Consider the following 12,173-nt stretch of genomic DNA (forward strand, 5'->3'; position numbering starts at 1 on the left):
CTAGATCGGTTTCGCCGGGCGCGCCAAGCGGATCGACGTCACCACTCCCACCGCGAAAATCACCGCAGCACAGAGCGCGAGCGCCGGGAACTGCCCGAGATGCTCCAGCGTGAAGCCGAAGATGGCGACGCTCATGGCCTGGCCGCAGAAATACGAGAAGGCGTGCAAGGCGACAGCCGAGGCCCGCGCCGTCGGGGTCAACTCTGTCACTTGCACCTGGAAGGTGTTGTGGAGCATGTAGAAGCCGAGGCCGAGACCGACGAAGGCTGCGCAATCGACCGGCCAGTGGCTGGCAAGCCCGACGATCAGCAACGCGAACGCGCAGATGGCGCCGCCGACGACGAGCATCCGGTAGATACCGAGGAAGCGCAGAAGCAGCGGCACCAGCAACGAATAGAGCAGACCTCCCACCGCGAAGCCGGCGAGCACCAGCCCAGCCTCGCGCGGGCCGCCCTCGCCCCGCGCGCTCAGCAGCGGCGCGATGTAGGGCAGCACGCCGAAGATCGCGATGCCCTCGACAAAGACCGCGGAGAACAGAAGCCGCGCCCGCGGATTGGCGATGAGCGAGCCGTAGCGGGCAATGGCCTGACCGATCTCGATCGACTTCGGCGGTGCCCGCTTGCCCTTGTCGAAGCCGAATAGGGTAGTAGCGCAGCCGAGCGCCGCGACGATCCCGGTGGCAGCGAAGACGCCGCGCCAGCCGATCGTGGCCTCGATCAGGCCGGCGAAGGTCGAGCCCAACAATTGGGCGAGGATCACCGCGACGAGGAAACGGCTGATCGCCACCTGGCGCTGCACGAGCGGTACCTGATCCCCGAGCATCGCCAGAGACAGGGGGATACAGCCACCGGCCGCGCACCCTGCGATCATGCGCAGCACGAAGAGCAGGTCGAGGTTGGGCGCAGCCGAGCAACCGATCAACGCGACGGTCAGGGCGGCGAGGCAGCCGACGAGCACGCGCTCCTTGCCCAGGGCATCGCCCACGGGACCGAGGATCGGCTGAATCAGCGCATAGGGCAGCACGAAGGCGGTCGAGAGGAGGGCCACCGTATGCGGGTCGCTCTCCAGGTCGTGCGCGAGCACGCCAACGAGAGGCTCGGCCGAACGCAGGGCGAAGCTGCTGGCAAAGCCGGCCGCCGACAGCACGAGGACCAGCCTGGAATGCGACGAAGGGCGTGGTTCGGCTCCGCCGGTCGAACCGATTCCGGCGGTCACGCGGAAAAGTCCGTCATGACGGCGGGCCTACTCCGCCGCCTGCCGCGTCGTCGCTCGAAATGGGTGAGCCGGGTAGGTGCCGATGATCCGCAGCTCTCGCGAGAAATAACGCAGCTCGTCGAGGGCACGCAGAAGCGCCGGATCGCTCGGATGGCCGTCGACCTCGGCATAGAACTGGGTCGCGGTGAACCGTCCCTCGACCATGTAGCTTTCGAGCTTCGTCATGTTCACGCCATTCGTGGCGAAGCCCCCCAGCGCCTTGTAGAGCGCGGCTGGTATGTTGCGCACCCGAAAAACGAAGCTGGTCACAGTTTCCACGCCTTCGGGCAGCGTCGGGCCGGGCTCGGGCGAGAACACCACGAAGCGCGTGGTGTTGTGCGCCTCGTCCTCGACGTCCCTCTCCAGGATCTCCAGCCCGTAGACGTCGGCCGCGAGCGCCGGGGCGAGGGCGGCGCGGGTCGGGTCGCGGATCTCGGCGAGCTCGCGGGCCGCGCCGGCGGTATCGCCCGCCACCACGGCCTTGAGCCCGAGCCGGCGGATGACCCTGCGGCACTGGCCCAGCGCATGGATGTGACTGTGCACGCTGCGCAGGTCTTCGATCTTCACTCCAGGCATCACCATCAGCTGGAAGTGGATCGGCAGAAAGTGCTCGGCGATGATGTGTAGCGGCGAGTGCGGCAGCAGATGATGGATGTCGGCGACACGGCCGGCGATCGAATTCTCGATCGGAATCATCGCCAGCGCCGCCCGGCCCTCGTTCACTGCCGCGAAGGCGTCCTCGAAGGTGGCGCAGGGCAGCGAAGACCAGTCCGGATAGGCCTGGGCGCAGATGATGTGCGAGTTGGCGCCGGGCTCGCCCTGATAGGCGATGGTCTTGTCGGTCATGGGCAGGCCTTCTTGTCGTTGGCCCTCGACCGGTTCCGGCCGAGGGCGTCCGCCGCATGAGCGGCGACGCGCCTTCGCACCTGCCGACGGCCGAAAGTCAAAGTCGTCATCGTCCGAGGCCGTCGGGGCTCAGTTGAGCCGCCGGCGCGCCAGCAGCGTGCGGGCACGGTCGAGATCCGCCGGCGTATCGACGCCGAGCGGCAGGTCGTCGACGATCATCGCGTCGATACGCATGCCCACTTCGAGGGCGCGAAGCTGCTCCAGCTTCTCGCGCCGCTCGAGCTCGCCCTGCGGCAGCGAGACGAAGCGGGTCAACGCCTTTCTCCGATAGGCGTAGAGGCCGATATGATGGAACAGAGGGCCCTCGCCCCAGGGCGCGCGGCTTCGCGTGAAATAGAGCGCGTGCAGTCGGCCTGGACCGACCGCGTGACCGACGAGCTTCACGACGTTCGGGTTCTCGGCCTCCTCGGCCTCGGTGATCACCGCGCAGAGCGTCGCAATGTGAACGTGAGGGTCGGCAAGCGGCGGGAGCACCGCGCCGATCACGGCGGGATCGATGGTGGGCAAGTCGCCCTGGACGTTCACGACGACGTCGTGCCGGCCCTCCGGATCGACGATCTCCAGGGCTTCGGCGAGCCGGTCCGAGCCGCTGGCATGGTCGACGCGGGTCAGCACGGCCAAGCCGCCCTGTGCCTCGATGATGTCGACGATCTCGGGCGTGTCGGTGGCGACCACCACCGGGCCGATGCCGGCCTCGATGGCGCGGCGCCAGACATGCACGATCATCGGCTCGCCCACGATGTCGGCGAGCGGCTTGTTCGGCAGGCGCGTCGCGGCGAGGCGGGCGGGAATCAGGACGAGAGGATCGGACATCGCTGGGGCCGGAGGGCGGGCTCGTCGTGCACGGAAGGCCGGTGCTTAACAGCGGCGGCGGCCCTTGTCATGGAATGGCTGTGGGATCCGCGCCGTCCCTGCGGCTCCGGTGGCACGATGCCGGTCCAAAACCGCGCGATCGCGGTGTCCGCGACGCGCGGAGCCATTGTCAGCAACAGGGGCTTGCGGCTAAGCACCTTCGAAATCCTCCAAAGTCCGGCGGTACCGCCGTCGGACCCTCGATAGGCCGGGTCCCGGACCCTGCGCGCGGAGCTGGCGAGAATGGACTCCTTCGAGATCAACAAGGTCGCGGGCGCGGTGCTCGGGACCCTGCTGTTCGCCTTCGGGACGGGCTTTCTCGCCGAACTGATCTACACCCCGAAGGCCGCCGGCACCGCAGGCTATGCCCTTCCGGGCGGCGGCGAAGGCGGCCACGGTGGCGCTGCGCCTGCGGCCGGTGGCGAGGCTGCCGCAGCGGGATCGATCGCGACGCGGCTCGCCAGCGCCGACCCCGAGAAGGGCAAGGCCGGCACCAAGGCCTGCCAGGCCTGCCACAGCTTCGAGAAGGGCGGCCCCAACAAGGCGGGACCGGACCTCTGGGAGGTCGTCGGCCGCAAGAAGGGCTCACACGAGGGCTTCGCCTATTCCGACGCGATGAAGGCCAAGGGCGGCGACTGGAGCTACGAGGACCTCGACCACTTCCTGACCAAGCCCAGCGAGTACGTGAAGGGCACCAAGATGGCCTTCCAGGGCATCTCGGCGCCGGCCGAGCGCGCCAACGTGATCGCCTATCTGCGCACGCTCGCCGAGAGCCCGAAGCCGCTTCCGGCCGCCGAGACGAAGGAAGAGGGCAAGAAGGACGAGGCCAAGCCCGCCGAAGGCGATAAGAAGGCCGATGCGAAACCGGCCGAGGGCGAGAAGAAGCCGGACGCTAAGCCTGCCGATGGCGCCAAGAAGACCGAGGACGCCAAGCCGGCCGACAACGCGCCCGCGCCTGCTCAGCAGCCTCAGGGTGTGAAGGGCCAGGGAGCAGGCCAGCAGAACGAGCCCGCGCCATCACAGGCACCCGAGGCGAAGCCCGCCGAAGCCGCCAAACCTGACGAGAAGCCTTCCGCGCCTCCCGCGACCGAGCCGGCCGCCAAGCCCGACCCTGCGGCCGAGGAGAAGGCCAAGCAGGAGCAGAAGCCGGACGAGAAGCCCGCTCAGCAGTAAGGGCGAACGCGCCGGCCCTGCGCGCACGCGCCGGGTTGGCCTCAGGCCGGCCTCCGTCCTAGAACGTCGCCCGACCCTCGCGCCGTATCGGCCGCAGGGAACCGGGAGACCGCTCGACAGTGACAGGACCCGCCGTAATCGGACGCCGCAGCTTCCTCGCCGGAGCTCTGGCCGTCGCCGCCGCCCGCAACGCCGCAGCGCAGGGCGGCGGGGCTCCGGTCTCGGCCCAGGAGGCGCCCGGCACCTGGCGCCATGCGCTGACGCTGCTCGGCGACCCGAAATATCCCGCCGATTTCAAGCATTTCGAATATGCCGATCCGGCTGCGCCCAAGGGCGGCCTCATTCGGCTCGGAGCGCAGGGCGGCTTCGACAACCTCAACTATATCGTCAACGGCCTCAAAGGCGATCTCGAGGGCGGGGTCACCCAGATCTACGACTCGCTGATGGAGGATTCGGGCGACGAGCCGTTCTCTTCTTACGGCCTGATCGCCGAGGGCGTGCGCATCGGCGAGGACGGCAAGTCCGTCACCTACCGCCTGCGCCCCGAGGCCAAGTGGCATGACGGCCAGCCGATCACGCCGGACGACGTGATCTGGTCCTTCGACACGCTGAAGGCCAACAGCCCGTTCTACGCCGCCTATTACCAGAGTGTCTCGAAGGCGGAGAAGACGGGCGAGCGGGAGGTTACCTTCCGCTTCGACGAGGCCGGCAACCGCGAGTTGCCGCAGGTGCTCGGCCAGATGCAGGTGCTGCCCAAGCACTGGTGGACGGGCAAGGATGCCAGCGGCAAGGCGCGCGACGCCACGCAGACGACGCTGGAGCTGCCACTGGGCTCGGGGCCCTACAAGCTCGCCAAGATCGATGCCGGCCGCAGCGCGGTCTACGAGCGCGTCGCTGATTACTGGGCCAAGGACCTGCCCGTGAATGTCGGGCGCAACAACTTCCAGACCGTGCGCTTCGAGTATTTCCGGGACGGCTCGGTTCTGCTGGAGGCCCTGAAGGGCGATCTCTACGACTTCCGCACCGAGAACGTCGCCCGCAACTGGGCGACTGCCTACGACGACTTCCCGGCCGTGAAGGAAGGCCGGCTGGTCAAGGAAGAGTTCCCGAGCCGCGGCACGGGCATCATGCAGGCCTTCGTGTTCAACCTGCGCAAGGACAAGTTCAAGGACGAGCGGGTCCGCCGGGCCTTCAACCTCGCCATGAACTTCGAGGAGATGAACCGGCAGCTCTTCTACGGGCTCTACAAGCGGATCGATTCCTTCTTTTTCGGCTCCGAGCTGGCCTCCTCGCAGGCGCTGCCGGAGGGCAAGGAGAAGGAGCTGCTGGAGGGTCTGAAGGACAAGATCCCCGCGAGCGTCTTCACCGAACGCTACAAGAACCCGGTCAACGATACCCCCGAGGCGGTGCGCGCCAACCTGCGCGAGGCCGTGAAGCTGCTCCGCGAAGCCGGCTATGAGCTGAAGGGCGGCCAGACGGTCAGCAAGGCCAGCGGCGAGCCGCTGACCGTCGAGTTCCTGGAGTTCCAGAACGTCTTCGAACGGGTGATCCTGCCCTTCGCCGCACAGCTCAAGCTGATCGGCATTCAGAGCTCCATACGGGTGATCGACCAGGCGCAGTACCAGAACCGGATGCGCAACTACGAGTTCGACATCACCACGTCGAACTGGCCGGAATCGCTCTCGCCCGGCAACGAGCAGCGCGAATTCTGGGGTTCGGCGGCCGCCGACAAGCCCGGCACCCGCAACATCGCCGGCATCAAGGATCCGGCCGTCGACGCGCTGATCGAGAAAGTGATCTACGCCACCGACCGCGAGAGCCAGATCACGGCGACCCAGGCCCTCGATCGGGTGTTGCTGTCGCACAATTACGTGCTGCCGCAATGGTCGTCGCCGACGATGCGAACGATCCGCTGGAACCGCTTCTCGCGGCCGAAGCTGCTGCCGAAATACCGAGGATCGGGCTTCCCGGCCACCTGGTGGTACGACGAGGCGCTCGCTGCCAAGACGGGGGCGCCGCGTTGAGCAACGACCCCGGCCGGCACCCGCCCGTCACTGTGAGCGACGCGAAGCCATCCAGGGCCACGGGGCCGACAGTGCCCTGGACTGCCCCGCCTTCAGCTCGCAATGACGGGGGGATGCAGCCGAGTCGTCGCGCCCTGGTGGTCGGTGCAGGCGCATGCGCGGCAGCGGGCGCCTTGCCGCGCATCGCCCGCGCCGCCGAACCTCGCGTCACGCACGGCCTGTCGAGCTTCGGCGAGCTGAAGTACCCCGCCGACTTCAAGTACTTCGACTACGTGAATCCTGTGGCCCCGCGCGGCGGCATCTTCTCGGCGCAGCTGACCCAAACCTTTGGCAATCAGGCCTTCGACACCTTCGACACGCTGAACGCCTACGTCTTCCGCGGCAACGGTGCTGCGGGCATGAACCTCACCTTCGACAGCCTGATGGTGCGCGCCCTCGACGAGCCCGACGCGCTCTACGGGCTCGTCGCCCGCGCCGTCGAGATCAGCCCGGACGGCCTGACCTACAGGTTCTTCCTGCGGCCCCAGGCCCATTTCGGCGATGGCACGCGGCTCACCGCCAAGGACGCGGCCTTCTCGCTGAACATCCTCAAGGAAAAGGGCCATCCGACGATCTCCCAGGTGATCCGCGACATGGCGGAAGCCTCGGTGGAGAACGACGAGACGCTGGTCGTGCGTTTCGCGGCCGGGCGCAGCCGCGACCTGCCACTGGTGGTGGCGCAGCTTCCGATCTTCTCCGCGACCTATTTCGCCTCCCGCGATTTCGAGGAGCCGACCCTGCAACCGCCCCTCGGCTCGGGACCCTACCGGGTCGGTCGAATGGAGATCGGCCGGTTCATCGAGCTGGAGCGCCATCCCCATTATTGGGCGGCGGACCTGCCAGTGGCGATCGGCCAGAACAACTTCGAGCGGGTGCGTTACGAGTATTTTCGCGATCGGCAGGTGGCGTTCGAGGCCTTCAAGGGTGGCGCCTTCACCTTTCGCCAGGAATACACCTCGCGGATCTGGGCGACGGGCTACGATTTCCCGGCCGTGCGCGAGGGCCGGGTAAAGCGCGATACGCTGCCCGACGAGTCGCCGCCCAACATCCAGGCCTGGTACTTCAACACCCGCCGGGAGGCCTTCAAGGATCCGCGCGTTCGCGAGGCGATCGGGCTGTGCTTCGATTTCCCCTGGACCAACCGCTCGGTCTTCTACGGGGCCTATGCCCGCACCTCGTCCTTCTTCGAGAAGACCGAGTTGATGGCCAAGGGGCCACCCTCGACCGAAGAGCTGGCCCTGCTGGAGCCGTTGCGGGACAAGCTCTCCGAACTCGTCAGCCCCTACATCTTCGGCGAGCCGTGGTCGCCAGCCGTCGCCGATGGATCGGGACAGGACCGGGCGTTGCTGAAGCGCGCCGACACCCTGCTGAAGGAGGCCGGCTGCAAGCGGGATGGCGGCCGGCTGCTGCTGCCGAACGGCAAGCCGCTCGAATTCGAGTTCCTCGACAACGATCCGGTCTTCGAGCCGGTGATCCAGCCCTTCATCAAGAATCTCGGGTTGCTCGGCATCCGGGCGAGCCAGCGGGTGGTCGACGCCTCGCAGTACCAAGCCCGGATGCGCGACTTCGACTTCGATGTCAGCTCGCGCGCCACGGGCGCCGATCCGACACCGGGGCCGGAGCTTCGCGAGGCCTTCAGCGCGCGTTCGGCCGAGATCAAGGGCTCCAACAACCTCGCCGGCGTCAGCGACCCCGTGGTCGATGCCTTGCTGGAGAAAGTCGTGGCCGCCGAGTCGCGGGCGGAGCTGACCGTCGCCTGCCGTGCCCTCGACCGGGTGCTGCGCGCCGGACGCTACTGGATTCCGGCTTGGTACTCGCCGAACTACAAGCTCGCCGTGTGGGACGTCTTCGGCCATCCGGAGAAACCGCCGAAATACGCGCTCGGCGTGCCGGGCCTGTGGTGGTTCGACGAGGCGAAGGCCACGCGGATCGGGCGGAATTGATCCGATGCGGACGGTGCAGCGTCCCTTCGCTCGCTATGGCGGAAGTCGTTAGGGTTCCTCATGCTCGCCTATATCGCCCGCCGCATCGCGCTGATGGTCCCGACGATCTTCGGGATCATGCTGATCACCTTCGCGATCATCCAGTTCGCCCCCGGCGGACCGGTGGAGCGCGTGCTCGCGCAGATGCAGGGCCAGCAGGAGGGCTCGCTCTCGCGTGTCACCGGCGGGCAGGGTGATCTCGGCGGCGGTGTGACCCGCGGTGGCAGCGGCGAGTCCAACTCGAAATATCGCGGCGCGCAGGGGCTCGACCCGGCCTTCATCAAGAAGCTCGAGGTGCAGTTCGGCTTCGACAAACCGGCGCCCGAGCGCTTCGCCAAGATGCTCTGGGACTATGTCCGCTTCGATTTCGGCAAGAGCTATTTTCGCGACGTCTCGGTGCTGCAGCTGATCAAGGAGAAGCTCCCGGTCTCGATCTCGCTGGGCCTCTGGATGACGCTGATCTCCTACGCGATCTCGATCCCGCTCGGCATCCGTAAGGCGGTCTCGGACGGGTCGAGCTTCGACATCTGGACGTCGAGCATCGTGATCATCGGCTACGCGATTCCGAGCTTTTTGTTCGGTCTTCTGCTGATCATCCTGTTTGCCGGCGGCTCGTTCTTCCAGATCTTCCCGATCCGCGGCCTGACCTCGGAAAACTTCGACCAGTTGAGCCTGGCCGGAAAAGCCTTCGACTATGCCTGGCACCTCGTCCTGCCGCTCGCGGCCCTGGTGCTCGGCGCCTTCGCAACCTCCACGCTGCTCACCAAGAACTCGTTCCTCGACGAGATCCGCAAGCAATACGTGATGACGGCACGGATGAAGGGGCTGACCGAGACGCGCGTGCTCTACGGCCACGTCTTCCGCAACGCGATGCTGATCGTGATCTCGGGCTTTCCCGGAGCCTTCATCACGGCCTTCTTCACCGGCTCGCTGTTGATCGAGACAATGTTCTCCCTCGACGGACTCGGGCTGCTCTCCTTCACGGCGATCATCGGACGCGACTATCCGATCGTCTTCGCGACCCTGTACATCTTCTCGCTGATGGGCCTGGCGGTGAATCTGCTCTCGGATCTGATCTACACCTGGATCGACCCACGCATCGATTTCTCTGCCAGGGCGGCGTGAACTCTGCTATCGGCGCCTTCTAACCTCTGCCGTCATTGTTTCGCCTTCGGCTCGCAATGGCGGAAGATCGATGCCCCAGACCCAGCAGGGGCAGGTATGTTTTTGCAGATCTCGCCTTGACCGCGCTCTCCCTCGATATCCGGCTCGAACGTCCCGAGGATGCGGAGGCGATCGAGCGCCTGCACGCTCGCGCCTTCGGGCCGGGGCGTTTCGCGCGGACCGCCTACCGGCTGCGCGAGGGCGCGCATCTCCCGCCGGAGCTGTGCTTCACGGCCATGGTCGGCACCTATCTCGTCGGATCGATCCGCTTCAGCCCGGTTGAGGCCGGAAGAACGCCGTTGCTGGCGCTCGGGCCACTGACGGTCGATCCGAGCTTTTCGAGCCGTGGCATCGGCCGCAGCCTGATGAATGCGGGGCTCGATGCGGCACGGGCCCGTGGGCACAGCCTCGTCATGCTGATCGGTGACCTGCCCTATTACCGGCGCTTCGGGTTCTCCGTCGTGCCACCGGGCCGCCTCGTGCTGCCGGGCCCGGCTGATCCGGCCCGCATCCTGTGGCTCGCGCTGTCCGAGGGCGCCGTGGACCGCATATCAGGAAGCGTCAGCGCACGCCGCGAGCCGTAGCCTCCGCGCAAGCTGCGGGACCCTCAAGCACGTCGCGGATCGATCAGACCGCGAGGCGGCCTTCTGCCTGCGCCGCTGAAGGGGACGGCCGATCAAGCTGCCCGGCCGCGCCGCCCCTCCACCAGCCACATCGCCAGCACCGCCAGGGCCAGCGCCGCAAGCGCCCATAGGCCCAGCGCCAGCGGATAGACCTCGACGCCCAGGATGTTGGCGCTGTCGCTCGGGCGGAAACCGATCCAGTCGGCACCGCCGAGGCGGCCGCCGCGCGCGATCTGGAGGCGCGGGATCGCAGTGCCGCCATTGGCATCGGCCACCCGGCGGATCGTGCCGCCGCTGGCCTCCGCCACGGCCTTCAGGCGCTCGGTATCGCTGAACACGTCGGCAAGCTCGCGCGGATTGGCCGGGCCGACGCTGACGAAGGCCACGAGATTGCCTGAGCGCAGGGTGTGCAGGCCGAGCTGATCGGCCTCGAAGGTCGCGGTGAACAGCCCCGGCTCGCCTTGCGTCAGATCGAGGGTGCGCGTGTTGCCGGTCGGCCCTGTGACGGTGACGGGCTCGGCCGTCTCGCTCATGGTCTGGCGCTCGACACGGACCTCGCGGCCGCGGCCGGTGGTCTGGGCGCGCAGGGCCTCCTCCTCAAGGCCCGGCTCCTTCATCAGCCAATGAGCAAGGCGGCGCAGGAGGTCGAGATACGGCCCGCCCTGCTGGTAGCCGCGCGCCCAGAGCCAGGATTGGTCGGACAGCATCAGCGCGACGCGGCCCTTCTCCTCGCGGGAGAGATCGAGCAGCGGCAGGTTGCCGGCGCCGGAAAGGATCGGCTGAATGCCTGGACGCGTCTGCGAGGAGACGATGCGCAGCCAGTCGCCCCAGGCCGGGGGCTTCGCCTCGGAGCCGGGCAGCGCCCGCGTCACCGGATGACGCGCGCCGATATCGGTGATCGCCGCCTTGAAGGCCTGCTCGACGACCTTGCCGTTGGGCTCGCCCGGCAGCACCGAGGCGAGCCGCGTGCGGGCCAGACTCATCGACGAGGCGAATTCCGGCCCGGCAGCCACCAGAAGCGCACCGCCCTCGCGGACGTAGCGGACGATGTTGTCGAAATAGGCCGAGGGCAGCACGCTCTGGTTGGCGTAGCGGTCGAAGATGATCAGGTCGAAGTCCTTGATCTTCTGGACGAACAGCTCGCGGGTCGGGAAGGCGATCAACGACAGCTCGGAGATCGGCGTGCCGTCCTGCTTCTCGGGCGGACGCAGGATGGTGAAGTGCACGAGATCGACGCTCGCATCCGACTTCAACAGGTTGCGCCAGGTGCGCTCGCCCTGGTGCGGCTCGCCGGAGACGAGCAGCACCCTGAGCTTCTCGCGGATGCCCTCGATGGGCAGGACGGCGCGGTTGTTCACCGTGGTCAGCTCGCCCGGCAGCGGCTCGACCTCGATCTCGACGACGTTCGGGCCGCCATGCTCGATCTTGGTGGTGAGCGAGAAGGGCTGGCCCGTCGGGAAAGTCTTGCGGCCGATCTCCTCGCCGTCGCGGCGTACCGTGACGGTGGCATTGCCGGTGCCGCCGCGCTCCTGCACCTCGGCCCGGATGGTCAGGTCCTTGCCGACGATGCCGAAGCGGGGGGCCTCCAGCATCTTGATCTGGCGGTCGCGCTCGTCCGGATGTCCGGTGACGAGAACGTGCAGCGGCGCCTTGATGCCGAGGGCCTCCAGGCTCTGCGGAATGTCGTGCACGACCCCGTCGGTGAGCATCACCACGCCGGCCAGCCGCTCGGGCGGCACGTCGGCGAGCGATTGCGAGAGGGCGGTGAACAGCCGGGTGCCGTCGTCGCCGTCGTGCGCGTCCTGCACGTCGATGAAGCGCGGCTCGATATTGGCGAGCGCACCGAAGCGCCGCTCCAACTCGGCCTTCACCTGATCGGTCATCTGCGAGCGGTCGCCGAGCTGTTGCGAGCCCGAGCGGTCGACGATCACCGCGGCGACATCCTTCACCGGCTCCCGGTCCTCGCGCACCAGGGACGGGTTCGCCAGCGCGCCGAGCACGAGGGCGAGCGCCACGGCGCGCAGCAGCGCAGTCCGTCCCCGCGCCACGATGGCCAGCACGGCGAAGGCTGCGACGATCACGCCGAAGCCCGCGAGCACCGGCCACGGGATCAGGGGGGTGAAGCTGAGGCTCAGCATGGGGCGAAGCCTTCAGTG

9 protein-coding genes are annotated in these 12,173 nt (G+C 67.6%); 5 read left to right on the top strand and 4 right to left on the bottom strand.

The window, feature by feature from the left end; genetic code table 11:
- From MGN01_RS05030 to MGN01_RS05040, 3 genes are all read right to left on the bottom strand, one after another.
- A complete protein-coding gene (locus MGN01_RS05030; protein WP_238257606.1) occupies positions 1 to 1,215 on the bottom strand; it encodes an MFS transporter in 1,215 nt (404 codons plus the stop codon).
- Positions 1,216 to 1,242: 27 nt separating this feature from the next.
- Positions 1,243 to 2,100 (bottom strand): prephenate dehydratase, encoded by an 858-nt coding sequence (locus MGN01_RS05035; protein WP_147045491.1) that lies wholly within the window; start codon positions 2,098 to 2,100, stop codon positions 1,243 to 1,245.
- A 129-nt stretch (positions 2,101 to 2,229) separates the two neighbouring features.
- Positions 2,230 to 2,973, bottom strand: coding sequence for a 3-deoxy-manno-octulosonate cytidylyltransferase (locus MGN01_RS05040; RefSeq protein WP_147045492.1), 744 nt, complete (start codon positions 2,971 to 2,973; stop codon positions 2,230 to 2,232).
- 282 nt (positions 2,974 to 3,255) lie between these two features.
- Here MGN01_RS05040 and MGN01_RS05045 point away from each other — a divergent pair, with 282 nt between their 5' ends.
- From MGN01_RS05045 to MGN01_RS05065, 5 genes are all read left to right on the top strand, one after another.
- On the top strand, positions 3,256 to 4,185 hold the full coding sequence (locus MGN01_RS05045) for a c-type cytochrome (protein WP_147045493.1): 930 nt from the start codon (positions 3,256 to 3,258) through the stop codon (positions 4,183 to 4,185).
- 119 nt (positions 4,186 to 4,304) lie between these two features.
- Positions 4,305 to 6,209: an extracellular solute-binding protein gene (locus tag MGN01_RS05050; RefSeq protein WP_147045494.1), complete on the top strand. Its 1,905-nt coding sequence runs from the start codon at positions 4,305 to 4,307 to the stop codon at positions 6,207 to 6,209.
- 113 nt (positions 6,210 to 6,322) lie between these two features.
- Complete coding sequence (locus MGN01_RS05055) at positions 6,323 to 8,191, top strand: extracellular solute-binding protein (protein ID WP_147045495.1); 1,869 nt, start codon at positions 6,323 to 6,325, stop codon at positions 8,189 to 8,191.
- Between the two features lie 60 nt (positions 8,192 to 8,251).
- Positions 8,252 to 9,355 carry a microcin C ABC transporter permease YejB gene (locus MGN01_RS05060; protein WP_147045496.1) on the top strand — a complete coding sequence of 368 codons (1,104 nt, stop codon included), beginning with the start codon at positions 8,252 to 8,254 and terminating at the stop codon, positions 9,353 to 9,355.
- A 116-nt stretch (positions 9,356 to 9,471) separates the two neighbouring features.
- Positions 9,472 to 9,978, top strand: coding sequence for a GNAT family N-acetyltransferase (locus tag MGN01_RS05065; RefSeq protein WP_147045497.1), 507 nt, complete (start codon positions 9,472 to 9,474; stop codon positions 9,976 to 9,978).
- A 92-nt stretch (positions 9,979 to 10,070) separates the two neighbouring features.
- Here the strand turns inward: MGN01_RS05065 and MGN01_RS05070 are convergent, their stop codons facing one another.
- Complete coding sequence (locus tag MGN01_RS05070) at positions 10,071 to 12,155, bottom strand: hypothetical protein (RefSeq protein WP_147045498.1); 2,085 nt, start codon at positions 12,153 to 12,155, stop codon at positions 10,071 to 10,073.
- Positions 12,156 to 12,173: the final 18 nt, after the last annotated feature.

This window comes from Methylobacterium gnaphalii (assembly GCF_007992215.1).
Classification (GTDB): Bacteria; Pseudomonadota; Alphaproteobacteria; order Rhizobiales; family Beijerinckiaceae; genus Methylobacterium; species Methylobacterium gnaphalii.

What these genes read in the sequence shown, in the direction of transcription:
- MGN01_RS05035 (WP_147045491.1), bottom strand. Translation starts at nt 2,100, where the DNA reads ATGACCGACAAGACCATCGCCTATCAGGGCGAGCCCGGCGCCAACTCG.
- MGN01_RS05040 (WP_147045492.1), bottom strand. Translation starts at nt 2,973, where the DNA reads ATGTCCGATCCTCTCGTCCTGATTCCCGCCCGCCTCGCCGCGACGCGC.
- MGN01_RS05045 (WP_147045493.1), top strand. Translation starts at nt 3,256, where the DNA reads ATGGACTCCTTCGAGATCAACAAGGTCGCGGGCGCGGTGCTCGGGACC.
- MGN01_RS05055 (WP_147045495.1), top strand. Translation starts at nt 6,323, where the DNA reads ATGCAGCCGAGTCGTCGCGCCCTGGTGGTCGGTGCAGGCGCATGCGCG.
- MGN01_RS05060 (WP_147045496.1), top strand. Translation starts at nt 8,252, where the DNA reads ATGCTCGCCTATATCGCCCGCCGCATCGCGCTGATGGTCCCGACGATC.
- MGN01_RS05070 (WP_147045498.1), bottom strand. Translation starts at nt 12,155, where the DNA reads ATGCTGAGCCTCAGCTTCACCCCCCTGATCCCGTGGCCGGTGCTCGCG.